The organism is Paracoccus ferrooxidans (assembly GCF_029909815.1).
In the GTDB taxonomy this organism is placed as follows: domain Bacteria; phylum Pseudomonadota; class Alphaproteobacteria; order Rhodobacterales; family Rhodobacteraceae; genus Paracoccus; species Paracoccus versutus.
On the sequence record NZ_CP038198.1, the window covers coordinates 911,819 to 935,718 of the forward strand.

Below are 23,900 nucleotides of genomic sequence, written 5' to 3' on the forward strand. Positions count from 1 at the left end.
TAATGAGTCACAGCCGATTCGCCGTCAAATTCTTTTTCGAATCAACAGCTTGCAGTTTCTTCTTTACACAATATCTTGTGGACCGGGGCAAAGCTGCGCCTATGATATGGGGTCACGCCCAGATCTAGCAGCGCCTGGCGATGCGCCGGGGTCGGATAACCGGCATTCGCCTCCCAGCCGTATCCGGGATGCTGTTGCGCCAAATCCACCATGATGCGATCGCGCAACAGTTTGGCCAGGATCGAGGCCGCGGCGATCGACAGGCAACGCGCATCGCCGCCGACCACGGCCTGCCCCGGCAGGTCCAGCTCGCGCGGCAGCATGTTGCCGTCGACCAGCACCAGGCAGGGCCGCCGGCGCAGCCCGGCGATGGCCCGGCACATCGCCAGGTGCGAGGCGCGCAGGATATTCAGCCGGTCGATCTCCTCGACGCTGGCATGGCCGACGGCCCAGTCGCAGCGCGCCATGATCAGCTCGGCCAGCACCTCGCGGCGCTTCGCCGTCAGCTTCTTGGAATCGTTGAGCCCCTCGGGAATGCAGGCGACATCCAGGATCACCGCCGCCGCCGTCACCGGCCCCGCCAGGGGTCCGCGCCCGACCTCGTCGACGCCGGCGACGAACCGCGCGCCCTCGCGCAGCGCGGCCTCCTCCAGGGCATAGTCGGGCAGGCTCATGCCTCGACGGTGACGGGGGCGATCGCGACCTCCTCCAGGTTCACGCCCCCGCCCTCGCGATCCACGACCAGGAAATCGGCCGGCCGGTCCAGCGGCGTCAGCACGCCGTGCCAGACCCCGGCGCGCAGGTTCACCCCCATGCCCGCCGGCACCAGGAAGGCGATGGGCGCGCCCGGCCGCCCGCCCTCGTCCGGGGCGACGATCGACAGCCAGGGATCGGGCCCCAGCGGCACGAAGGCCTGCGAGCCCAAGGGATGCCGCTCCAGCAGCGCGCAGTCATAGGGCAGGCTCACCGGCTCGGACCGGAAGATCGAGATGATCGCCTCGCCCCCGCCGCGCTCGACCGTGGCCAGCGCGTGATGGCGCTCGCAGCGCCCGGCGTTGATCATCTTGCTGGGTGCCTCGCGCGGGGTCAGCAACTCGCCGAAAGGGGCGAACTCATCGGCCGTGATCGGCCTTGCCTTGATCGTCGTCATGTTTCTTTCGTGCCCAAATATCCCAGGGGTCCGGGGGCAGCGCCCCCGGCCCGAACTCTACAACCGCCCCATCCGCGGCAGGAAGATGGTCAGCAGGCCCATCAGCGGCAGATAGGAACAGACCTGATAGACGAATTCGATCCCCCTGGCATCGGCGATCACCCCCAGCACCGCCGCGGCGATCCCGCCCATGCCAAAGGCGAAGCCGAAGAAGATGCCGGCGATCATCCCGGTCCGCCCCGGCACCAGCTCCTGGGCAAAGACCACGATGGCCGGAAAGGCCGAGGCCAGGATCACCCCGATCACCACGGTCAGAAGCCCGGTCGCGACCAGCCCGACATGCGGCAGCACCAGGGTAAAGGGCAGGATGCCCAGGATCGAGAACCAGATCACCTTCAAGGGCCCGACCCGGTCGCCGACCAGCCCGCCCAGCATGACGCCCGCCGCCATCCCGCCCAGGAACAGGAACAGCATCACCTGCGCATGCTGGGTGCTGAGCCCGAATTTCTCGATCAGGAAGAAGGTGTAATAGCTGGAAATGCTGGCGGTATAGATGTTCTTGGTGAATGTCAGCAGCGCCAGCACCACGATGGCCAGCGCCACCCGCTGGCGGGTGAATGGCAGGGCCTCGGCGGGACGCGCCGAGGCGGCCTTGCGCCGCCCGTCGGCCCAAGTGCCGATCCGCCACAGGATCGCCGATCCCGCCATGGCCGCGATCGAGAAGATCGCGACCGAGGGCCGGCCCAGCGGCACCACGATGAAGGCCGCAAGCAGCGGCCCCAGCGCCGCCCCGAAATTGCCGCCCAGCTGGAACAGCGACTGCGCCGTGCCGAATCGCCCGCCCGAGGCGATGCGGGCCACGCGCGAGCTTTCGGGATGGAACACCGCAGAGCCGATGCCGATCAGCATCGCCCCCGACAGGAGCACCCAATATTCATGCGCCAGCGCCAGCAGCAGCACCCCGACGAAGGTCGAGCCCATGCCGACGGCCAGCGAACGCGGCATCGGGTTGCGGTCCGTGACCATGCCCACCACCGGCTGCAAAAGCGAGGCCGTGACCTGGAAGGCAAAGGTCATCATGCCGATCTGCCAATAGGACAGCGCGAATTCCTCGCGCAGCAGCGGATAGATCGCGGCCAGCATGGACTGCATGATGTCGTTGATCATGTGGCACAGGCTGATCGCGACCAGAACCGTCCAGGCCGTGGCGGAAGCGCCCTGGCCGCGGAACATCGAAGCTTCCGACACGGCAACACCTCTTGAGAATCGCCCGATTTGTCCCGTCCGGCCGGCAAAATGTCAACCGTGGCAGGCGGAACACGGCCGGCCGGCGCGATTGTCCTTGACCCTCACGGGAATTTGCTCTCAAAAACTAAACCAATAAGTTTACTTAAGCCTCTGGTCGGGCGAGACATGTGGCACGGCCTTGTTGCAGCCTCGGTGCCGCGAACCGTTTGATCCAGACGTATCGAGTTCTGCCGCCCCCTCGACGCAAAGACATATTCCAGAGATGATTGAACTTCCCCGCCACCTTGCCCAGGCACTTTCGGCCGAACAACAAGAGCGCAAGCGTCGGAACATGACCTGGCAGGCCGTCCAGGAAGAGGTTCTGACCCGGATCCACGACGGCCATTGGCCCGAGGGCGAACTGATCCCGACCGAGGCCGAGCTGGCGACCGAATTCGGCTGCGCCCGCGCCACCGTGAACCGCGCCCTGCAGACCCTGGCGCAGAGCGGCGTCCTGGAGCGCCGGCGCAAGGTCGGCACCCGCGTCGCGCAGCACCCGCGCGTGCAGATGGTGCGCTTCCTGCTGCGGCGCGAGATCGAGGCGGCGGGCAAGGCCTATGGCTATGCGCTGCTGGACTACCAGGAATGCCCGCCCCCGGCCGGCGTGGCGCAGGCCATGCTGCTGCGCACCGACGACAGCCTCTTGCGCATCAAGGCCCGGTTCAGCGCCGACGAAGCGCCCTATTGCTGCGAGGAACGCTGGATCAACAGCTACGCCACCCCCGGCCTGACCCGCGAGGCGCTGTTGCAGATGAGCCCCTGCGAATGGCTGCTGGGCCATGTGCCGATCAACCGCGCCAGCATGGCGATCGGGGCGACGCTGGCCGGCTCGGGCTTCGTGGCCGAGGCGTTGGGACTGGCGCCGGGCGATCCGGTCCTGGTCACCGAACGGATCGACTGGCTGAACAACATGCCGGTTTCGCTGACGCGGCGCTATTTCCCGCAACACCACCGCTTCGCCGCCACGATCTGAGCCGGGCGTTCAACCCGAGTTGACCGGCTCTTGCTTGCCTTGCGCGGCACATTTGGCCAAATGTGCCCGACAAAAGCAAAAGACCACAGGCAAACAGAACGGTTCCGAGCATGTTCCCGACCCGACCCCGCACGGGCCTTTTTCCGCATCTCGCGCTGGCCGCGGTCGCCCTTGTGCTGCCGCTTTCCGCCGGCTGGGCGCAGACGGCAGCGCCAGCCTCCGGCACCTCGGCGCAGGTCGCGGCACCCAAGCCCAGGGCCCTGGCCTCGATCACACCGGCCGAGATCGAGGCGGCCGTCTATGACGGCACCGACCTGCCCGCGGGCCAGTCCGCGCTGACCGCCAAGGTGCAGATCCTGCTCGACCGCGCCGGCATCTCGCCCGGCGTGGTGGACGGCTGGCGCGGCGGCATGAGCGAAAGCGCCATCATGGCCTTCCAGCGCCGCTCGGGCCTGCCGATGACGGGGCGCATGGATCACGCGGTCTGGGATCTGCTCCAGGGCTATGCCGCCGCGCCGCTGACCATGGCCTATACCATCACCGAAGAGGACGCGACCGGCCTGGTGGACCGCATCCCCTCGGATTATGCCGAAAAGGCGGCGATGAGTTCGCAGGGCTATACCAGCGTGCTGGAAAAGCTGGCCGAACGCTTTCACATGGACGAGAAGTTCCTGGCCAAGCTGAACCCCGGCGCCCGCTTCCAGCCCGGCGAGACGATCCATGCCACCGTGCCCGCCAAGCCGATCCGCGCCAGCGTCACCCGCATCATCGTGGACAAGGAAACCCGCCGCGTCGCCGCCTATGACGCCAAGGGCAACATGGTCGCGGACTACCCGGCCACCGTCGGCTCGGCCGACACGCCCTCGCCCCATGGCAACCACGTGGTCGATGCGGTGGCGCTGAACCCGACCTATACCTACAACCCGCACCGCAACTTCAAGCAGGGCGAGAACGACCGGGTGCTGATCATCCCGCCGGGGCCGAACGCGCCGGTCGGCAATGTCTGGATCGACCTGTCCGAGCCGACCTATGGCATCCACGGAACCGCGACCCCGTCGCAGCTGTTCCTGAACCAGTCGCATGGCTGCGTGCGGCTGACCAACTGGGACGCATGGGAGCTGGCGCATATGGTCAAGCCCAAGGTGACGACGGTCGAATTCCTGCCCCCCGGCGTGCGGATCGCCGATGTGACCGGGATCTCGCCCGTGGCGGCGGCGACGCAGACGGCAGCGGTCGCGGCCATCGCCAGCACCCGCCCGCCGGCCCGCGGCGACCGGCTGCCGCCGGCCGCGCCCACGGCAGTCGCCATCCCCGCCGCCGCGACCATGGCCGAGGCCGCCGCAGCGACCGCCGCCGCCGTGGTCACACCCGAGCCGCTGGTCATCACCCCCGACGTCCCGGCCTCGAGCGAGCCGCTGGTCCCCGAGGCGGCCCCCGCCCTGCCCGTCCAGGAAGAGCCGGAATATCCTTCGGACGCGGTGCTGCCGGAAAGCCTGCCCGGACAGGCGCCGGGCAGCGTGACGCTGTATCCCCAGGCCGGGCAGCCCTGAGGATGCGCTGGCTGGCGCCGATTCTGGTGGCGATGGCCGCGCTGCTGACCGCCCCCGCATCGGCGCAGGACGCCCCCGCGCCGCGTCCCGACCACCCCGCCGCCGACCGCCCCGCGCCCCGCCCCGAGGCGGAGGCGGAGGCAGAGCCCCAGGCGGAGGCAGAGCCCCAGGCAGAGGCAGCGCCCGAGCCGCCCGCCGAGCCCGCCCCGGATCCCGAAACCCCGGAGAAAGCCGAGGCCGAGCCCCCGCCCGCAGCCCCCGTCCCGACCGGCCCGCCGGTTCATGCGACCCTGCGCGAAAGCGACTTCGACCATTCCGCCTGCCTGCTGGAGCTGACGCTGCTGGGCGCCGATTACAGCGAGGCGCCGCCGATCCTCGACCCCGATCAGCGCGATTGCGGCATCGACCGGCCGGTCTTGCTGCGCCAGCCCCTGCCGGGGATCGAGATTCCGGGCGGCGCGCCCATGCGCTGCGACCTGGCGCGACACCTGGCGCATTGGCTGCGCGATTTCGTCCGCCCCGCCGCGGCACTGCTGCCGGGCCAGCCGCGGCTGGTGGCGCTGGAGCCGGGCTCGACCTATCAATGCCGGCCGACCGTCGGGACCGCGGGCGAGAACCTGTCCGAACATGCCTTCGGCAACGCCTTCGACATCGCCGCCTTCCGTTTCGACGACGGCTCCCGCATCGAGATCGGCCCGCGCCAGGACAACGGCGACTTGCAGGAGGCCTTCCAGCGCGCGGCGCGCGGCACCGCCTGCCTGCATTTCACCACCGTCCTCGGCCCCGGCGCCAATGCGGCGCATGACGACCACCTGCACCTGGACATCAAGGCCCGGCGCGGCGGCTTCCGGCTGTGCCAATAGGGCCTGGCGCCGGGCCCGGCCCAGCTCCAGATATTCGGGATCGAACCGCGCCAGCCGCGCCAGCCTTTGCCAGTCGAGAATCTCGACCTCGGCACCGTTCCAGCGGATCAGCCCGTCCGCGCGCAGGTCGCGCACGGCGCGGTTCACATGGATCGGCGTATAGCCGAGGATGTCGGCAAGTTCCTTTTGCAGCAGCGGCAGCACGAAGCGGTGGTCCTGCGCCGCGCCCACGCTGGCCAGCCGCGTGTAAAGCTCGCACAGAAGATGGGCCAGATGCGCGCTGGAGCGCAGCGAGGCCGCCGCGACCAGCCATTGCCGGTGGATCGCCGCGTCGATCGCGGTGGACATCCACAAGAGCCGGGTCAGATGCGGAAAGTTCTGGGTGATCTGCCGCAGCTCGGCGTGATCGACGAATTCGACCTCGGATTCCCCGACCGAGATCACGTCATGTTCCAGCCCGGCCAGCACGAAGGCGTGCAGGTCCACGAAATCCCCCGGAACGTGCAGGGCGGTGATCACCCGCTCGCCCGGACGGCCGACCAGCTCGTGCTGGCGGGCCGACATGCCGCGCAGCATCATGCAGCTGCGCGTGGCCATCCGCCCGCGCGGCACGATCACCTCGCCGGGGCGAAAACAGGCATGCTGGGTCGGAATCGCGCGCAGGCAGGCAATATCGCATTCGGAAAGCAGGTCTCGTCTTTGCAAATATCGGACAAAATATTCGGTGATGGCCATGACGCTCCTCGGCTCGACCGCAGGAGATTGTCAACGCGCCGCGGGCTGCGCAATGACCTCGGGACTCCGGTTAACATTCATCAATCATGCCATAACCCCGCCGGATTCATAGACTTCTTTCGTGTTCAGCCCGGTTTCGGCGCCGCAACGCCCAAAGCCTCGGCCAAAAGCGCGAAGCTTTGCGTCGCATCGGCGCCTTGCCGGGTGAAGAAGGCGTCCAGGGCCGGGTAAAGCCGCACCGCCTCGTCCAGCCTGGGGTCCGAGCCCGGCGCATAAAGCCCGGCGCGGATCATCAGCTCGGATTCGGCATAGGTGCCCAGCGTCGCCCGCGCCCGCGCGATCAGCGCGTTCTCGGCCGCACTTGCCGCCTGCGGCAGCGACCGCGAGACCGAGCGCAGCACGTCCACCGCCGGAAACCGCCCGCGCTCGGCGATGGCCCGGTCCAGCACGACATGGCCGTCCAGCACCCCGCGCAGGATGTCGGCCACCGGCTCTTCCATGTCGGAACCGGCGACCAGCACGCTGAAGATCGCGGTGATGTCGCCCGCCCCCTCGGGGCCCGGCCCGGAACGCTCGGCCAGCGACATGATCAGATGCGAGGTCGAGGGCGGAAAGCCGCGATAGCTGGGGCTTTCCCCCGCCGCCAGCGCGATTTCCCGATGCGCCTCGGCAAAGCGGGTGATCGAATCGGCCAGGAACAGCACATGCCGGCCCTGGTCGCGGAAATGCTCGGCCACCGTCATCGCCGCCCAGGCGCAGCGCCGCCGCATCAGCGGCGACTGGTCCGAGGTCGCCGCGACCACGACCGCGCGCGCCATCCCTTCCTTGCCCAGCGTCTCCTCGACGAATTCGCGCAGCTCGCGCCCGCGCTCGCCGACCAGCGCGATCACCACCACATCGGCCGAAACCCCCTTGGCCAGGGCCGAAAGCAGCGTGGACTTGCCCACGCCGGAACCCGCAAACAGCCCCATCCGCTGGCCGCGCACCAGGGGCAGCAGCGTGTCGAAGACCGCAAGCCCGGTATCCAGCCGCCCGCCCAGCCGGTTGCGCAGCGCGGCCGGCGGCGGGGCGGGACGAAAGCCGCGCTCCTCGCCGCCTGCGACCAGGGGGCGGCCGTCGAGCGGCCTGCCGAAAGGGTCGATGATTCGCCCGATCCAGGCATTCGCCGGCGCCAGCATGGGCGCAAAGACCAGCTCGACCCGCGTGCCGATCGACAGCCCGTCCATCGGCCCCTCGGGCAGGATCGCCGCCTGGTCGGAATGCAGCGCAATGACCTCGCCGCTCAGGTTTTCGCCGGAACGCATTGAAAAGACAACGCGATCACCCAGAGACGCGTGGCTGTTCAACCCGGCCGCCAGGATCACCCCCGCCTGGATCGCGCTGACCTGGCCGAAATGCCGGGTCAGGCGGACCCGCCGTATCCGCGTCGCGATAGATTGCATTTTATCCATTTCGTCCTCGCTTTTTCCGGCCGGCGCCCCTGCCTCGAAAGGGTTTCTAAACCAGTCGAGGTTAAGACCGGGTTTATCGGAACCTGAGGAGAAGCCTCGATGTTTGACCGTATCGACACCCTGCGGATGGCCAGTTCGCTGACGGCCCATGCCGCCGAACGGCAGAAGCTGATCGCCCGGAACGTCGCAAATGCCGACACGCCCGGCTTCCGGTCACGCGATCTTGCCGGCTTTGCCGAGACCTATCGCAGCCAGGGGGCCATGGGGATGCGCGCCTCGCGGCCGGGCCATCTGGCGGGGGCCGGCTGGGGCGCAGGCTCCGCGCGCGTCGCCGATGCCGGCGGCGAGCCCGCGCCCAACGGCAACTCCGTCTCGCTCGAGGACGAGATGTTTCGCAGCGCCGCCGCCAAGCGCCAGTTCGACCTGTCGCTGGCGGTGACCAAATCCTCGCTTTCGCTGGTCCGCACCAGCCTTGGCCGCCGCAGCTGAGGGGGGCGATCATGACCCAGCCGCTTTCCGCCACCGAGCTGGCCGTGTCGGGGATGAAATCCCAGGCCGTGCGCCTGCGCCATATTTCGGAAAACATCGCCAATGCCGACACGCCCGGCTATCGCCGCAAGCTGGTGGCGTTCCAGGAACAGGTCGATTTCGGCCGTCCGACCGGCGCGGTCAGCGCGGGGCCGACCCGGCTGGACCGGCGCGAATTGCCGCGCGTCTACGACCCCGCGCATCCGATGGCCGACGACGAAGGCTATTACGCGGGCTCCAACGTGGACCTGATCGTCGAGATCGCCGACGCCAAAGAGGCCAGCCGCAGCTACGAGGCCAATCTGCGCGTCTTTGAACAATCCCGCCAGATGGGCAGTTCGCTGCTGGATCTGATCCGCCGCTAAGGGGCAATGCCATGATTTCACCGACAATCGCCGCAACCGCCTATGACCGTGCCCGCCATGCCGTCGCCCCGGCCGAGGGGCTGCCGCAGGGCGTGACCAACGCCGCGGCGGATTTCGCCCGCGTGATGGAGCAGGTCGACCTGGCCGCCACCGGCGCCATGACCGGCAAGACCGAGACGCATGAGCTGGTCCACAGCATCGCCCAGGCCGAGATCGCGCTCGAGACCGTGGTGGCCATCCGCGACAAGGTGGTCGAGGCCTACCAGGAAATCCTGCGCATGCCGGTCTGAGGGGCAATCATGGACGAGAACCTGATCTTCGACCTGACCCGGCAGGCGCTGTGGATCGCGGTGCGCATGTCGGCGCCGCTTCTGATCGTGGCCCTGGTCGCCGGCGTCGTGATCGGCCTGTTCCAGGCGCTGACCTCGGTGCAGGAGATGACGCTGACCTTCGTGCCCAAGATCGGCCTGATGCTGGTGGTGTTCTGGGTCAGCATGAGCTTCATGACCGCGACGCTGACCAGTTTCTTCACCGACCAGATCCTGCCGCAGATCGCGGGGTCATAGGCCATGGACAACGCGATCTATGCCGCCCTGACCCGGCAATCCGGCCTGATGCGCGAAATGCGCACCGTCGCCAACAACATCGCCAACGCCAATACCGCCGGTTTCCGGCGCGAGGGCGTGGTGTTCTCGGAATACATGGTGCCGCTGGACGGGCGCGGCGAAACCCTTGCCATGGCCAATGGCCGCGGCCGCATGGTCGATCTTGCCCCCGGCGGCATGACCCAGACCAACGGCCAGTTCGACCTGGCCATCGACGGCGAGGGCTTCCTGATGGTCCAGACCCCGCAGGGCAACCGCCTGACCCGCGCCGGCGCCTTCATGACCAATGCCGAGGGCGAACTGGTCAACCCCGACGGCTACCCGCTGCTCGACGACGGCGAGGCCCCGATCGTGATCCCGGCCGGGGTCGGCAGCGTCGGGATCGGCATCGACGGCACCATCTCGGCCGACGGCAACCCGATCGGTCGGATCGGCGTCTTCGCCAGCCCCGACCCGGCAAGGCTGCGCCATACGGCAGGCACGCTCTTCGACCCCGGCGGCGCGGTCGAGCCGCTGGACCAGGCGGTGCTGCGCCAGGGCTTCCTGGAGGAATCCAACGTGGATCCCGTGCTGGAGGTCGCCCGCATGATCGAGGTCCAGCGCGCCTATCAGCTGGGCCAGAGCTTCCTTGACCAGGAAGACCAGCGCATCCGCCAGACCATCTCCTCGCTGACCCGGTGAAAGGACAAGCCATGAGGGCACTTCAAATCGCGGCATCGGGCATGAGCGCGCAGCAGATGCGCGTCGATGTCATCTCGAACAACCTCGCGAACATGTCCACCACGGGCTACAACGCCCGGCGGGCAGAGTTCGCCGACCTGCAATACCAGCAGGCCACCCGACCCGGCACGCTGACCGCCGCCACCGGCACCATGGTCCCGGCGGGCGTGCAGCTTGGCCTGGGCGTGCGCCCGGCCAGCGTGGCGGTCATGCTGGCGCAGGGCACCCCGGTCCAGACCAACGGCGACCTCGACATCGCCATCGACGGCAACGGCTACCTGGAGGTCACGATGCCCTCGGGCATCTCGGCCTATACCCGCGACGGCAGCCTGAAACGCTCGGCCGAGGGGCAGGTCGTCACCTCGGAAGGCTATCCGCTGGTTCCCGACATCACCATCCCCGAGGACGCCCGCAGCATCGCGATCAATGCCGACGGCCAGGTCTTCGCCTATTTCGACGACCGGGTCGAGCCCGAGAACCTGGGCCAGATCACGCTGGCCAATTTCGTCAACGCCAAGGGGCTCGAGGCGATCGGCTCGAACATGTTCCTGGAAACCCCGGCCTCGGGCGCGCCCCAGGTCGCCACGCCGGGGCAAGAGGGGCTGGGCACGATCCGCGCCGGCTTCCTCGAGGAAAGCTCGGTCGATCCGGTGCGCGAGATCGCCGAGCTGATCAAGGCGCAGCGCGGCTACGAGCTGAACTCCAAGGTGATCACCGCCGCGGACCAGATGCTCGGCACCACGGTGCAGGTGCGCTGATGCGCGGCCTCGTCCTTTTGCTGATGCTGCTGCCGCAAGGGGTGCTGGCCGGATCGGTGGTGGCCAACCGCACGCTGCCTGCCGGCACGGTGATCGCGGCCGGCGACGTCACGCTGGTCCCGGACCAGCAGGGCGGCATCGAGGATCTCGCGCCGGTCCTGGGCCAGCAGTTGCGCGTCATGGTCTACCAGGGCCGCCGCATCGACCCCTCGGCCCTGACCGCGCCGACCCTGGTCGGGCGCAACCAGATCGTCACCATCGCCTATGAAAAGGCCGCCCTGCGGATCGAGGCCGAGGGCCGCGCGCTTTCGGCCGGCAGCGCCGGGCAGGTCATCCGCGTCATGAACAACGCCTCGCGTGTGACCGTCTCGGGGCGCGTGGCCCCCGACGGGACGGTCATCGTCCGGCAAAACTGAAAGGCAGCCCATGCCCAAGCACATGTTCCCCCGCCCCGCCCCGCTGATCGGCGCCCTGGCCCTTGCCCTGTCGCTTTCCGCCTGCGGCCGGGTCACGCAGATCGGGCAGGTGCCCGACATGACCGCCCCCGAAAGCAGCGTCGAATTCCAGGCCATGACCTCGTCGGGCCATGGCGTGCAGGAACTGCCCTACAGGGCCGACAGCACGGCCTCGCTCTGGCGCGTGTCGCAGAATTCGCTGGTGGCGGACCGGCGTGCCTCGGACCGCGGCGACATCCTGACCGTGGTGATCGAGATCGACGACAGCGCCGAAATCCAGAACAGTTCGGGGCGCAGCCGCAGTTCGGCCGACAAGGACGGCATCCCCTCGCTGGCGGGCCTGCCGCAGCGCATCGACCGCATCCTGCCCGAAGGCGCCAGCATGGAGGAACTGGCCGAAGCCAAGGCATCCTCGAGCTACAAGGGCAGCGGCAATATCTCGCGCCGCGACAAGCTGACCCTGCGCGTCGCGGCGACCGTGGTGGACCGGCTGGCCAACGGCGTGCTGCGCATCCAGGGCACGCAGGAGGTGCGGGTGAACTACGAGGTGCGCGAACTGACCGTCAGCGGCTTCGTGCGCCCCTCGGACATCGGGCGGCGCAACGAGATCGCCTATGACCGCATCGCGGGCGCGCGCATTTCCTATGGCGGCCGCGGCCAGATCAGCGATGTCCAGCAGCCGCGCTATGGCCAGCAGCTTGCCGACATCCTCCTGCCTTACTGAAAGGGGGTCGCGGTGAAAAAGCTCCTGCTTATCCTGGTCCCCCTGCTGGCCTTCCTGGGCGGCGCGGTCGGGGGCGACATGCTGGGCGGCTCGAAACCGGCCGAGCCTGCCCAGGGCGATGCCGCCACGGCGGCCGAGCCGGGCGCGGCGGAGACCGGCGATCCCGCCCCAGACCACGGCAGCGAGGACGGCGGCGGCGAGGCGGCCGACACCGGGGCCAGCCTCGACTGGTTCGCCTTTCCCAACCAGTTCTTCGTGCCGATCCTGCGCAACGGCACGCCCTCGGCCATCATGATCCTGTCGCTGAGCGTCGAGATGCCCGCCTCGGCCCGCGCAGAGATCGAGGCGCAGGAACATCGGCTGCGGGACGCCCTGCTGAACGCGCTGATGATCGAGGCGAATACCGGCGGCTTCGACGGCAATTTCACCGCCGAACCGGCCATGCAACGCCTGCGCGCGGCCCTGCTTGCGGCAGGCCGGAAAGCCGCGGGGCCGAATGTCAGGCGCGTCCTGATCGAGGATATCGGCCAGCAGATCCAGTAAGGCTCGGCAATCCGGGCCGGCAGCCATGGCCGAACCGTATCACGCGGGCGCCCAGCCGGCAGCCTGTTTTCGCATCTTCTGGCCCCCCTGCACTCGGGCGATGCCTTCCACGACAGCCGGGGCAATGCATTTTTCGGCCGCCAAGTGGTCCCGCAACGGCACGGGATCCGCCAAGTCGAGGCCGGAGAGCGGCTTCGGATAGCCGAGCGGCTCAGCGCTCATCGCCGGCGGCGGCCGGGCCGGTGCCGGCGCCATTGGCCGGTGCGGCGGCCGTTCCGGCACCATTGGCCAGGGCCATGATCTGGGCATGGCTTCGCCCCAGCTCGCCACGGAAGGCGTCCCGCACCGCCAGGCGAATCAGCCGGCGGCAGATGCGCCGCTCGGCCGGGGGCAGCAGGCGGCCCTTGCGCAACCATTTCAGCAGCATCAGCGCCATCAGCGGCGGAAAGAACAGCCGCCCCGCGACCCGGCGATAGACGAACCAGGCGTTGCGATGCAGGTAATACACCTTCCACAGCGGCCGGGGCATCGCCCCCGCCGTCTGCGTCGCGCAATCATGCTCGAACTCCAGGTTCGGGGCGAAAAGCAGCCGCCCGCCGGCCTGGGTCAGCCCCAGCGAATACAGAACGTCGTCGCCATAGATGAACAGCCGGCCATCGGGATAGCCGGCGCGGGCCACCCCGGCGCGGGACACGAAGAAGCCGACGAAGGAGGTGCCGTCCAGGGGCCGCGGCGCCTGCGCATCGTAGTCGCTGTCAGGAATGTGAAACGCCGCCCGGCCGCCCCCTGCCAGCACGCGCAGGAAAACCGGCAGGTCGCCGAAGGGGTTGACCCAGGGCCGGTTCATCTCGCAGATCCGGCCGCCGGGAAAGCGCACCGCCGCCGCCAGCGCCTCGGCGCCGGGCCAGCGGCCCTCGGCCAGGCCTTGCCGGAACCGGACGATGGCGCCGGTCGCCGGGCGGGCGTCGTCGTCCATCAGCACCATCCAGTCGGGGTCCAGCCTGCGGCCGGTCTCGCGCATTCCGACCTCGAACCCCAGCGCGCCACCGCCGTTCTGCGGCATCTCGATGACGAGCAGCCGCGGGTCGTGCTGGCCGGCCAGCCATTCCCGCGTGCCGTCGGTCGAGCCGTTCTCGACCACCACGACGTGATCGAGCGGTTCGGCCAGCAGGCGGGTCAGGGTCTTTTCCAGATGCGCCAGCCGGTTGAAGGTGACGACGACCGCCGCGACGACCGGAGGGGAAGGATCAGGCTGGATCAAGACGGGCTCACGGGTTGGCTGGCGGAAGGGGCGCAAAACCGGGGCTTCTTAGCAAGAGACGCGGCGGGGATAAAGCAGCGGCCTGGGCGGCAGGCGGCCGATCCGCGGCAAGCCGCGCAACGATCCGAACGCCGCGGCAGGCGGCCTGCCCGGCAAGCTTTGCCCCGGACAGGCGCCGTCGGGATCGCGGGCCAGCTACTCCGCCTCGCCCAGCAGGCGCAACAGATAGCGGCCATAGGCATTCTTGGCGCATTGCCCGGCCCTGGCCCGCAGTTCATCGGCGGAAATCCAGCCGGCCTGGAAGGCGATCTCCTCGGGGCAGCCGGTTTGCAGGCCCTGGCGGTTTTCCAGCGTGCGCACGAAATTCCCCGCATCCAGCAGGCTGGCATGGGTGCCGGTATCCAGCCAGGCAAAGCCGCGGCCCATCTTCTCGACGCTCAGCTGGCCGTCGTGCAGATAGCTTTCCAGAAGCGTGGTGATCTCCAGCTCGCCCCGGTCCGAGGGACGGACCTCGGCCGCGCGCCGCGGCGCCGTGCCGTCCAGGAAATAAAGCCCGGTGACGGCGAAATTCGACGGCGGCTGGGCCGGTTTCTCGACGATGGCGCGCGCCCGGCCCGCCTGGTCGAAATCGACCACGCCATAGCGCTCGGGGTCGGAAACCTGGTATCCGAAGACCGTGCCGCCCGTGTCCCGCCGGTCCGCCGCCTCCAGCAGCAAGGGCAGGCCGTGGCCGAAGAAGATATTGTCGCCCAGCACCATGGCCGAGGGCGCGCCCGCCAGGAAATCCTCGGCCAGAAGATAGGCCTGCGCCAGCCCGTCGGGCGAAGGCTGCACCAGGTAGTCGAAGCTGAGCCCCCATTGGCTGCCGTCACCCAGCAGGCGGCGGAACTGGTCCTGGTCCTCGGGCGTGGTGATGATGGCGATCTCGCGGATGCCCGACAGCATCAGCACGGTGATCGGGTAATAGATCATCGGCTTGTCATAGATCGGCAGCAGCTGCTTGGACACGCCCATGGTGATCGGATAAAGCCGGGTGCCCGAGCCGCCGGCCAGGATGATGCCCTTGCGGCGGCTGGGTGGGGTCTGGGATTGGGTCATGGTTTCAGCTCCTGCAAGACCTTGGCGAGACAGGCGCGCCAGTCGGGGCGACTGATGCCGAAATCCCGCTGAATGGCGGCGCAGTTCAGGCGCGAATTGGCCGGGCGCCGGGCGGGGGTGGGGTAATCCGTCGTTGAAATGTCGCTGACGCGGCAGGACAGGCCCGCCTGCGCCATGATCTCGCGCGCAAAGCCGGCCCAGCTGGTGTCGGGGCTGCCCGCGAAGTGATAGATCCCCCCGCGCGAGGCGTCGCCGCGCATCGCGCCCAGCATGGCCAGGCAGGCGGCCGCGATGTCGGCGGCCGGAGTCGGGCCGCCCTGCTGGTCGGCGACGACGCGCAATTCCTCGCGCTCGGCGCCCAGCCGCAGCATGGTTTTGACGAAATTCGCCCCATGGGCCGAAAAGACCCAGGAGGTGCGCAAAACCGCCCATTGCCCGCCGGCGACGGCGATGCCCTGCTCTCCGGCCAGCTTGCTGGCGCCATAGACGCCCAGCGGGCCGGTCGGGTCGGTTTCGACCCAAGGCCGCTCGCCCGAGCCGTCGAAGACGTAATCGGTCGAGATATGCAGGAAGGGCAGGCCCAGTTCCGCCGCCGCCCGCGCCATGGCGGCCGGCGCATCGGCATTGACGGCGCGGGCCAGGTCGGGTTCGGATTCGGCGCGGTCCACGGCGGTATGGGCGGCCGCGTTCAGCACCGCCGCGCAGCCCGAGGCGCGGATCGCCGCGGCGCAGGCCGCGGGATCGGCCAGGTCGGCCCGATCGCGGCCCAGGAAGCGCGCCTCGGGCGCCAGCCGCGCAAGCTCGGTCGCGACCTGCCCGCTGCGGCCAAAGACCAGCAGGCCCTTCATGCCCTGCCGAGCCTTTCGCCGACACCCTGGCGGGACAGAAGCGGCCGCCACCAGTCCTCGTTTTCCAGATACCATTCGACGGTGCGTGCCAGCCCCTCCTCGACCGTGACCGAGGGCCGCCAGCCCAGTTCCTCGCGGATGCGGGTCGGGTCGATGGCATAGCGCCGGTCGTGGCCGGGCCGGTCGGTGACGAAGGTGATCAGCCGGTCATGCGGCGCGGCATCCGGGCGCAGCCGGTCCATATGCGCGCAGATCGTGCGCACCAGGTCGATGTTCTTCGCCTCGTTCTCGCCGCCGATGTTGTAGCTGCGGCCGATGACGCCCTTTTCCAAGACCAGCAGCAGCGCGTCGGCGTGATCCTCGACGTAAAGCCAGTCGCGGATATTGCCACCGTCGCCGTAGACCGGGATCGGCCGGCCGTGCAGCGCGTTCAGGATCACCACCGGCACCAGCTTTTCCGGGAAGTGGAACGGCCCGTAATTGTTGGAACAATTGGTCAGCGCCACCGGCAGGCCATAGGTCTCGTGCCAGGCGCGGACCAGGTGGTCCGAAGCGGCTTTCGAGGCCGAATAGGGGCTGCGCGGGTCATAGGGCGTGGCTTCGGTGAACTGCCCGGCCTCGCCCAGCGAGCCGAAGACCTCGTCGGTCGAGATGTGGTGGAAACGGAACTCCTCGGGCCGGCCCTGCGCGGTCCACCAGGCGCGCGCCGCCTCGAGCAGGTTGTAGGTGCCGGTCACGTTGGTCTCGATGAAGGCGCCCGGCCCGTCGATCGAGCGGTCCACATGGCTTTCCGCGGCCAGGTGCATGATGGCGTCGGGTCGGTGCGCGGCCAGGATGCGGTCCAGCGCGGCACGGTCGCGGATATCGGCCCGTTCGAAGGCATAGAGCGGGCTGCCGGCAACCGAGGCCACGTTTTCGGGATTGGCGGCATAGGTCAGCGAATCGAGGTTCACCACCGAATGTCCCCGCGCCACCGCCAGCCGCACCACCGCCGAACCGATGAAGCCCGCGCCGCCGGTAACCAGAATCTTCATAATCTCGCCTCGTAATCAAAAGGCCCTTCATAGGTGAAAGGGCTGTCGAACTCGTTCAAAGACGGGGCGGCGGCGTCCTTGGCCGACAGGATCGGCCGGCCGGCGATGCCCCAGTCGATGCCGATACTGTCCCAGACCACCGATCCGTCGCAATCCGGCGCATAATAATCAGTACATTTATACAGGATTTCCGTGTCCGGCTCGCGCGTGACGAAGCCGTGCAGGAAGCCCGCCGGTATCCACAGCTGTCGGCCGTTTTCAAAGGACAGCTCGCAGCCGGTCCATTGGCCATAGGTCGGGCTGCCCTTGCGGATATCGACCGCCACGTCGAAAAGCCGCCCGCGCCCGCAGCGCACCAGCTTGCCCTGGGCATGGGGCGGGGCCTGGAAATGCAGCCCCCGCAAGGTGCCCGCCGCCGCCGACAGCGAGTGGTTGTCCTGCACGAATTCCGGCAGGTCCAGCCCCGCTTCGTGCAGGGTCTTGCGGCTCCAGCTTTCGCAAAAGAACCCGCGATCATCGCCGAACCGCCGCGGAACAAGGACCAGGACGCCCGGAAGCGAGGTCTTTTGGATCTGCATCTGTCTCTACCAGATTTGCCTTGCGCAGGATGCGTATGGAGGAACTCCCAAAGGCGCGCAAGCGGCGCGCTGGCGCCGAACCTATGCCTGCGGAGATTAAAATGCACGGGGAATTGCGCGTGACTTCGCAGGCCGGTTCAGCACCTTGTCGGGACAGGAACCAGACCCGCCACCAACGAAGCCCGCGATGCGATACCGTCACGTTGCCACCTATATCGGCCCCCAGGCCCCCTTCGTGACCAACATCACGAATCTGCGGAGTTTTTCCGGGCCGGACGGGCATGCGCTCTACAGCATCACCCATGTCGGCGGCGGCATCGCGGCCTATCGCGTCACCACGGCCGACCTGCCGATCGAGATGATCGGCGCCCAGCCCCATGCCGCCTCGCTGGGCTACGGCGGCACCCCGGACGCCAGCATCGTCACGCTGAAGGACGGGCCGGTGCTGTTCGGCACCGGGCTGCGCGATGCGCTGGGCGCCGGCATCCGGCTGGACGACCAGGGCGGGTTTCGCGCCGAGGCGCCCCTGGCCGGGCCGGCCGGCCTGCCCGGCGACGTGATCCGGCTGGGCCAGTTCCAGACGACGCAGGGCAATTTCCTGTATTCGGCCCGCGACGGGCAGACCGCCTTCGACATCTGGCGGCAGGCCGCGGACGGCACCATCGCCCATGTCACCCAGGCGGCGCTGCCGCTCGGCTCGGGCGTGCAGGGGACCGAGATCGACGACATGCTGGTGGCCACCCTGGCCGACCGCAGCTTCCTCATCTCGGCCTCGGCCACGGGCAATTACGTCGCGGTGCAGATGATCCATGCCGACGGCTCGGTCGGCACGGCGCATATGCTGTGGTCCTGGCACGGCCTTGGCATGGACCAGCCCAGCCACCTGGCCACGGTCGCGGTCGGCGGCGTGACCTATCTGGTGGTCGCGGCGGCGCAAAGCTCGTCCCTGACCACCATGCGCCTGACCTACGAGGGCGAGCTTCTGCCGGCCGATCACGTCATCGACGAACGCAGCACCCGCTTTGCCGGCGCCACCGCGCTTGCGACCGCGACCCTGGACGGCCGCGCCTTCGTCTTCGTGGGCGGCGGCGACGACGGCCTCAGCGTCTTCACCGTCCTGCCCGAGGGGCGGCTGATGCATCTGGCCACGCTGGTCGATGCCGACGACCGGGCGCTGGCCGATGTCTCGGCGCTTTCGGCGCTGGTGATCGAGGGCAAGATCGCGCTTTTCGCCTCGTCGCGGCGGGAAAGCGGCATCACGCAATTCGTCTTCGAACCGGGCGGGATCGGCCTGACGCGGGTAGTCGGCGCAGGCTGGCAGTCGGGAACCGAAGGCAACGACATGATGCAGGCCAGCGCCGAGACGCGCGGCCTGGACGGCGGCGCCGGCGACGACATCCTGATCGCCGGCAGCAGCCCGGTGCAGATGACCGGCGGCGCCGGCGCGGACATCTTTGTGGCGGCCGAGGTCAACGGCAAGATCACCATCACCGATTTCGAGCCGGGAGTGGACCGGCTGGACCTGTCCTTCCTGGGCATGGTCCGGAATGTCGAGCAGCTGGGGTTCCGGCCGGAAAGCTATGGAATCAGGATATTTTACGGAAATTCGGTTATCTGGGTCATGACACGGGACAACACGATGCTGCAGGCGAGCGCCTTTGACAATTCGCTTTTCCCCATCGCGCACTACGCGGCCCCCGATATGCGCACGACGGTGGCCGGCACGGCGGGCAACGACACGCTGAACGCGAGCCGCAACGGCTCGGACGTCTTCGGCCATGCCGGCAACGACCTGCTTCTGGGCGGACCGGGGGACGACAACCTACAGGGCGGGGCGGGCAACGACACGCTGAGGGCAGAGGCCGGTGCCGACACGCTCATGGGTCATGAAGGCAACGACCTGCTCTTCGGCGGAGACGGAAACGACAGCCTCGTCGGGGGGCCGGGCGACGATACGCTTTGGGGCCAGGTCGGAAACGACCTGCTCTACGGCGACGACGGAAACGACCTGCTCTGGGGCGGAAACGATGACGACCTCATCTATGGAGGCGATGGCAACGATACGCTGCGAGGCGACGGCGGCAATGATCTGCTTCGTGGCGATGCGGGCGATGACCTGCTCTTCGGCGGAGACGGAAACGACAGCCTCGTCGGGGGAGCGGGCGACGATACGCTCTGGGGCCAGGTCGGAAACGACACGCTAAGCGGTGACGACGGAAACGACCTGCTCTACGGCGGAGACGGAAACGACCTGCTCTGGGGCGGAAACGGTGACGACCTCATCTATGGAGGCGATGGCAACGATACGCTGCGAGGCGACGGCGGCAATGATCTGCTTCGTGGCGATGCGGGCGACGACATCCTTGAAGGAGGATCGGGAAACGACACGCTCCTCGGCGGCAATGGGTACGATATGCTTTGGGGTGGCGACGGCAATGACACGCTCAACGGCGGGGCCGGCCATGACACGCTTTACGGCGATGCAGGGGCGGATGTACTTCATGGCGACGAAGGCCACGACCTGATCCATGGCGGCGACGGAGACGATACGCTGCTTGGCGGGGCAGGCCATGACAGCCTGTTCGGCGATCTCGGCGCCGACCTGCTCGACGGCGGCCCAGGCAACGACGACGTTTTCGGCGGTGAGGGCAACGACACCCTGATCGGCGGCGCCGGCCATGACAGTCTGTTCGGCGGGGCGGGCGACGACCTGCTTCAGGGCGGCGACGGCAGCGACACGCTGGCTGGCGGGACGGGCTCCGACACGCTGGCCGGAGGGCTTGGGGCCGATGTGTTCGTGTTCTCGGCCGCCGAGGATCTGGACGGCAGCATTGATGTCATCCTGGATTTCCAGTCGAACGAGGACAGGATCGACCTTTCTGGCCTGTGGCTGACCTTCATCGGCACCGATGATTTTTCCGGGCTGGGGCAGGTTCGCGCCGACTGGTCGCAGGCCGGCACGCATCGGCTGCTGGTCGACCTGGACGGCGATGGCACGGCCGAGTTGACGATCGCGCTGGGCGGGCTGGAGCAGTTGAACGCCTCGGATCTGCTTCTCTAGCGGTCGCGGGGCGCAGCGCATTGCCCCGTGATCGGAGAGGCGCTCAGCAGCCGGTCGGCAAGGTCGGGGTGGCGCACCATCGCCCCCTCGGCAGCGCATCGCCCGGCCCTGCTGGCCAAGGGATGTCGCGGTCGGCGGCCTGCACGGCGTGTTCCAGCATCATGCGGCGATGATCCCGGCGGCGCTGCGCGCCGTCCTGCACGAATGCCGCATCCGCTTTCCGGCGGCGGTCGGGGGGCGCAGCGCATTGCCCCGTGATCGGCGCCGGGCCTGGAGCCTGCGGGTTCAGGCCTGGGCATGGCCGGATGCAGAGGCGCTGCCGGTGCCGGAGGGCGGGGGGACGGCGGCCGAGATACTCCCGATGCTCTGCCGTGCCGGCGGGCCTGGGGCCGATGGGTTCGTGCTCTCGGCGGGGCCGATGGCTGCGCGCCCGCCTGGTGCGCCTTCCGATCCGGCCCTGGGCGGCGAGGGCACGGCACAGGACATGGCGTGCGTCACGGCCCGGATCACGGAAAGGCGGCGGGCCGGGGCGACGCCGCCCCGCGCATCATCGTTCGAGGAGTTTCTGGTGGTTTCTCTCGAGCAGGGCGAGGCCGGCGAGCAGGAAGACCAGGGCGATGGCGACGACATAGGCCTGGCTGATATAGCTGGCCTCGTAGGTGGCGTAAAAGCCGCGGCGCATCAGCCCGGTGCAATGGATCAGCGGGTTGTACCACAGCAGGTCCTGCGCCCGGACCGGCATCATGTCGTAAAGGAAGATCACCCCCGAGATCAGGAACAGCGGCCGGGTCAGGATGTGCCAGATCCGCTCCCAGACCGGGAAGGCGTTCATCAGGTAGCAGTTCAGCGTCCCCACCCCGGTGCCCAGCAGCGCCACCAGCAGCAGCGCCTCGAAGACCCCGGCCATGTCCACCGGCCCCGGCAGCTGGTAGGCCAGGAAGATGCCGCCGATCACGATGGCGATCACCGCGACATGGGTCAGCGCGTTCAGCACCACCCGCGCCAGCAGCGCATCGAGGAAAGTCACGCTGGGATAGGCCAGGAAGGGCCGCGAGAAGCGGATCGAGGCGGCGGTCTTGTTGGCCAGGTCGGTGAACATGGCAAAGGGCAGGTAGCCGGTGGCATAGAACAGCGGGAAGTTCGAGCCCAGGCCCGGGCTGCGCAGCGCCATGCTGAACAGCACCGACAAAAGCGCCACGCCCAGCACCGGCTCGAGCACCGCCCAGACATAGCCGCCGGCCGAGCGGCCGTAGCTGGTGGCCATCTCGCGCAGCATCAGGGCCACCACGGTGCGCGGCATGCGAAAGCGCGGCCCGTTGCGCGACGGGCGCTGCGGCCGGCGGGTCGGGCCCGCATGGGCTGCGCCGGCATGGCTTTCGTCGGCTGGGCTTTCGCCGGCACGGGCCTGGCCGGCACGGGCCTGGCCGGCCGGGCCTTGGGGGTGGCGGATTTCCGGGGCGGTATCGGACATGTGAACGCAAACACTGGTCTGGACGGGCGGCAATATGTAACAACTGCGCCCGAAAGGTAAACCAGCGAAAGCGCACCTGCCCGTGACCACCCCCTCCACACCGGCCGGCGGCAAGGCCGGCCAGCCCGCCGAGCCCGCCACCCGGCAGCCGGGCGCCGCCCTGCCGCGGCAGGCCGAGGCCGAGGCTGTCGCGCCCCGGCCGGCCGCGCCCGCACCGCAATCCGCAACCCAGGCCGCATCCCGGCCGGGGCCGCAAGCTGTCTCGCAGACTACCGCCCAGGCTGGCCCGCAGCGCCCCTTCCAGAACCGGCAGGGCTTGGGCGTGACGCCGCCGAAGCCGCCGGAAGGGGCACGGGAAGGGGCACAGGAAGGGGCACGGGCGGAGACGAAGCGCCAGCCCGAACCGGCGCAGGACCCGGCGCAGGCGAAGCCGGAGCCACCGCAGGAGGCCGCACAGGAAAAGACGGCGCAGGAGAAGACGGCACCGGAGAAGACGGCGCAGGAACTGGCGCGGGAGCGCCGGGCGGCGCGGGCGCGCCGGCTGGCGGCGCAGTCCCAGGCCAAGCCGCCGGCGCTGCGCCCGCAGGGCCAGCCGATCCCGGTCCGGCCCATGCCGCCGGCCCAGCCCGCCGCCCGGCCCGCCGCCCAGCCGCCCGCGCGCCGGCCGGCGGCCCCCGCCCCGGCCCCCGCCCCGGCCCAGCCCCTGCGCCCGCCCGCCCGCATGGCCGAGCCGCGGCGCCGGCACTGGCTGATCCTGGGATCGTTCCTGGCGCTGGTGGTGCTGCCGAGCCTCCTCTGGGCCGGCTATCTCTGGCTGCGCGCCGAGGACCAGTATGTCTCGACCGTCGGCTTCTCGGTGCGCAAGGAACAATCCACCCCCGCCATCGACCTCCTGGGCGGGCTGGCGCCGCTGGCCAGCGCCGGCGGCAGCGCCTCGGACACCGACATCCTCTACGAATACATCCGCAGCCAGGACATGGTCGAAAGGATCGACGCCCGGCTCGACCTGCGCGCCCGCTACGCGCGCGCCTGGCCGCATGACTTCGTCTTCGCCTTCGACCCCGAGGGCCATGTCGAGGAGCTGACCGACTACTGGCAGCGCCAGGTCAAGGTGCTCTACGACAGCGGCACCCAGCTGATCACGCTCAAGGTCAGCGCCTTCACCGCCCAGGACGCGCAGGAGATCGCCGCCGCGGTGTTCCAGGAAAGCTCGGACAAGATCAACGCGCTCTCGACCATCGCCCAGGACGACGCCACCCGCCTGGCCAAGGCCGAGCTGGACAAGGCCCGCGCCGAGCTGACCGAGACCCGCCAGGCGATGACCGCCTTCCGCATGCGCTCGCAGATCGTCGACCCCGAGGCCGACCTCGCCGGGCAGATGGGGGTGCTGAGCGGGCTGCAGGCGCAGCTGGCCGAGGCGCTGGTCGCCCACGACCTGCTTCTGGACAACGCCCAGCCCACCGACCACCGCGTCACCCAGTCCCAGCAGAAGATCGACGCGCTGCGCCGGCTGATCGAGGCCGAGCGAGCCAAGTTCGGCGCCGAGGGCCAGGGCCCGGCCGGCGAAAGCTATGCCCAGCTGATGGCGGAATACGAAAAGCTGGCCGTGGACCGCGAATTCGCCGAGGGCGCCTATCGCTCGGCCCGCATCGCCCATGAGACGGCGCTGGCCGAGGCGCAGCGCCAGGCCCGCTACCTGGCCGCCCATATCGAGCCCAAGGTGGCGCAAAGCGCGACCGAGCCGAACCGGCCCTGGCTCTGGGCGATGATCACCGGCATGCTGCTGGCCGGCTGGTCGATCCTGGTGCTGGTCTATTACAGCGTCCGCGACCGCCGCTAGCG

24 protein-coding genes and 1 pseudogene are annotated in these 23,900 nt (G+C 69.0%); 14 read left to right on the forward strand and 11 right to left on the reverse strand.

The features are described 5' to 3' along the window. Nucleotides 1-41: 41 nt before the first annotated feature. From rnhB to E3U26_RS04615, 3 genes are read right to left on the reverse strand one after another with little or no spacing between them, the layout of a single operon-like run. A complete protein-coding gene (gene rnhB / locus E3U26_RS04605) occupies nucleotides 42-674 on the reverse strand; it encodes a ribonuclease HII (protein ID WP_072463663.1) in 633 nt (210 codons plus the stop codon). Further along, nucleotides 671-1,150 (reverse strand): ureidoglycolate lyase, encoded by a 480-nt coding sequence (locus E3U26_RS04610; RefSeq protein ID WP_036760810.1) that lies wholly within the window; start codon nucleotides 1,148-1,150, stop codon nucleotides 671-673. Before E3U26_RS04610 ends, rnhB begins: the two co-directional genes overlap by 4 nt. Nucleotides 1,151-1,207: 57 nt before the next feature. Next, complete coding sequence (locus E3U26_RS04615; RefSeq protein ID WP_499105778.1) at nucleotides 1,208-2,383, reverse strand: MFS transporter; 1,176 nt, start codon at nucleotides 2,381-2,383, stop codon at nucleotides 1,208-1,210. 277 nt (nucleotides 2,384-2,660) lie between these two features. Between E3U26_RS04615 and E3U26_RS04620 the strand changes: the two genes are divergently transcribed. From E3U26_RS04620 to E3U26_RS04630, 3 genes are all read left to right on the forward strand, one after another. Then, nucleotides 2,661-3,410: a GntR family transcriptional regulator gene (locus tag E3U26_RS04620; RefSeq protein ID WP_499105606.1), complete on the forward strand. Its 750-nt coding sequence runs from the start codon at nucleotides 2,661-2,663 to the stop codon at nucleotides 3,408-3,410. Between the two features lie 110 nt (nucleotides 3,411-3,520). Then, nucleotides 3,521-4,960, forward strand: a complete 1,440-nt coding sequence (locus E3U26_RS04625; protein ID WP_499105607.1) for a L,D-transpeptidase family protein — start codon at nucleotides 3,521-3,523, stop codon at nucleotides 4,958-4,960. A 2-nt stretch (nucleotides 4,961-4,962) separates the two neighbouring features. Further along, complete coding sequence (locus tag E3U26_RS04630; protein WP_499105608.1) at nucleotides 4,963-5,823, forward strand: extensin family protein; 861 nt, start codon at nucleotides 4,963-4,965, stop codon at nucleotides 5,821-5,823. Nucleotides 5,824-5,934: 111 nt separating this feature from the next. Here the strand turns inward: E3U26_RS04630 and E3U26_RS04635 are convergent. Both E3U26_RS04635 and E3U26_RS04640 read right to left on the reverse strand, forming a co-directional pair. Next, nucleotides 5,935-6,558, reverse strand: a pseudogene (locus tag E3U26_RS04635) (Crp/Fnr family transcriptional regulator); the annotation flags it as partial. 125 nt (nucleotides 6,559-6,683) lie between these two features. Next, nucleotides 6,684-8,000, reverse strand: a complete 1,317-nt coding sequence (locus tag E3U26_RS04640) for a FliI/YscN family ATPase (RefSeq protein ID WP_499105609.1) — start codon at nucleotides 7,998-8,000, stop codon at nucleotides 6,684-6,686. 108 nt (nucleotides 8,001-8,108) lie between these two features. On the opposite strand from E3U26_RS04640, the gene E3U26_RS04645 reads away from it, so the two are divergent. From E3U26_RS04645 to E3U26_RS04685, 9 genes are read left to right on the forward strand one after another with little or no spacing between them, the layout of a single operon-like run. Further along, nucleotides 8,109-8,498 (forward strand): FlgB family protein, encoded by a 390-nt coding sequence (locus E3U26_RS04645; RefSeq protein ID WP_214272446.1) that lies wholly within the window; start codon nucleotides 8,109-8,111, stop codon nucleotides 8,496-8,498. Nucleotides 8,499-8,509: 11 nt separating this feature from the next. Next, entirely contained in the window at nucleotides 8,510-8,902 is a 393-nt protein-coding gene (gene flgC, locus E3U26_RS04650; protein WP_036760486.1) for a flagellar basal body rod protein FlgC, read from the forward strand. 11 nt (nucleotides 8,903-8,913) lie between these two features. Next, entirely contained in the window at nucleotides 8,914-9,192 is a 279-nt protein-coding gene (gene fliE, locus E3U26_RS04655) for a flagellar hook-basal body complex protein FliE (RefSeq protein WP_036760483.1), read from the forward strand. 9 nt (nucleotides 9,193-9,201) lie between these two features. Next, nucleotides 9,202-9,468, forward strand: a complete 267-nt coding sequence (locus E3U26_RS04660) for a flagellar biosynthetic protein FliQ (protein ID WP_036760481.1) — start codon at nucleotides 9,202-9,204, stop codon at nucleotides 9,466-9,468. A gap of 3 nt (nucleotides 9,469-9,471) precedes the next feature. Next, complete coding sequence (locus E3U26_RS04665; RefSeq protein ID WP_036760479.1) at nucleotides 9,472-10,188, forward strand: flagellar hook-basal body complex protein; 717 nt, start codon at nucleotides 9,472-9,474, stop codon at nucleotides 10,186-10,188. Nucleotides 10,189-10,199: 11 nt separating this feature from the next. Continuing rightward, nucleotides 10,200-10,985, forward strand: coding sequence for a flagellar hook-basal body protein (flgG, locus tag E3U26_RS04670; protein ID WP_499105610.1), 786 nt, complete (start codon nucleotides 10,200-10,202; stop codon nucleotides 10,983-10,985). Further along, the gene (gene flgA, locus E3U26_RS04675) at nucleotides 10,985-11,401 is read left to right on the forward strand and encodes a flagellar basal body P-ring formation chaperone FlgA (RefSeq protein ID WP_036760474.1); all 417 of its coding nucleotides are present in this window, start codon (nucleotides 10,985-10,987) and stop codon (nucleotides 11,399-11,401) included. Before flgG ends, flgA begins: the two co-directional genes overlap by 1 nt. 10 nt (nucleotides 11,402-11,411) lie before the next feature. Next, on the forward strand, nucleotides 11,412-12,164 hold the full coding sequence (gene flgH, locus E3U26_RS04680; protein WP_499105611.1) for a flagellar basal body L-ring protein FlgH: 753 nt from the start codon (nucleotides 11,412-11,414) through the stop codon (nucleotides 12,162-12,164). Nucleotides 12,165-12,176: 12 nt separating this feature from the next. Beyond that, nucleotides 12,177-12,707: a hypothetical protein gene (locus E3U26_RS04685; protein WP_499105612.1), complete on the forward strand. Its 531-nt coding sequence runs from the start codon at nucleotides 12,177-12,179 to the stop codon at nucleotides 12,705-12,707. 211 nt (nucleotides 12,708-12,918) lie between these two features. Here E3U26_RS04685 and E3U26_RS04690 read toward each other — a convergent pair whose 3' ends face one another. From E3U26_RS04690 to rfbC, 5 genes are all read right to left on the reverse strand, one after another. Beyond that, a complete protein-coding gene (locus E3U26_RS04690; RefSeq protein ID WP_499105613.1) occupies nucleotides 12,919-13,968 on the reverse strand; it encodes a glycosyltransferase in 1,050 nt (349 codons plus the stop codon). Nucleotides 13,969-14,163: 195 nt separating this feature from the next. Continuing rightward, complete coding sequence (rfbA, locus tag E3U26_RS04695; RefSeq protein ID WP_072463647.1) at nucleotides 14,164-15,066, reverse strand: glucose-1-phosphate thymidylyltransferase RfbA; 903 nt, start codon at nucleotides 15,064-15,066, stop codon at nucleotides 14,164-14,166. Then, on the reverse strand, nucleotides 15,063-15,914 hold the full coding sequence (gene rfbD, locus E3U26_RS04700) for an SDR family oxidoreductase (RefSeq protein WP_499105614.1): 852 nt from the start codon (nucleotides 15,912-15,914) through the stop codon (nucleotides 15,063-15,065). Before rfbD ends, rfbA begins: the two co-directional genes overlap by 4 nt. Next, nucleotides 15,911-16,948 carry a dTDP-glucose 4,6-dehydratase gene (rfbB, locus tag E3U26_RS04705; protein WP_499105615.1) on the reverse strand — a complete coding sequence of 346 codons (1,038 nt, stop codon included), beginning with the start codon at nucleotides 16,946-16,948 and terminating at the stop codon, nucleotides 15,911-15,913. The genes rfbD and rfbB overlap by 4 nt, the downstream gene beginning before the upstream one ends. Beyond that, nucleotides 16,945-17,526: a dTDP-4-dehydrorhamnose 3,5-epimerase gene (gene rfbC, locus E3U26_RS04710; RefSeq protein ID WP_072463644.1), complete on the reverse strand. Its 582-nt coding sequence runs from the start codon at nucleotides 17,524-17,526 to the stop codon at nucleotides 16,945-16,947. Before rfbC ends, rfbB begins: the two co-directional genes overlap by 4 nt. A 187-nt stretch (nucleotides 17,527-17,713) precedes the next feature. On the opposite strand from rfbC, the gene E3U26_RS04715 reads away from it, so the two are divergent. Next, complete coding sequence (locus E3U26_RS04715; protein WP_499105616.1) at nucleotides 17,714-20,587, forward strand: calcium-binding protein; 2,874 nt, start codon at nucleotides 17,714-17,716, stop codon at nucleotides 20,585-20,587. Nucleotides 20,588-21,134: 547 nt separating this feature from the next. On the opposite strand, the gene E3U26_RS04720 is transcribed toward E3U26_RS04715, so the two are convergent. Beyond that, nucleotides 21,135-21,887 (reverse strand): ABC transporter permease, encoded by a 753-nt coding sequence (locus E3U26_RS04720; protein WP_036759960.1) that lies wholly within the window; start codon nucleotides 21,885-21,887, stop codon nucleotides 21,135-21,137. 253 nt (nucleotides 21,888-22,140) lie between these two features. Between E3U26_RS04720 and E3U26_RS04725 the strand changes: the two genes are divergently transcribed. Further along, nucleotides 22,141-23,898, forward strand: coding sequence for a KpsE/RkpR family capsule polysaccharide export protein (locus E3U26_RS04725; RefSeq protein WP_499105617.1), 1,758 nt, complete (start codon nucleotides 22,141-22,143; stop codon nucleotides 23,896-23,898). Nucleotides 23,899-23,900: the final 2 nt, after the last annotated feature.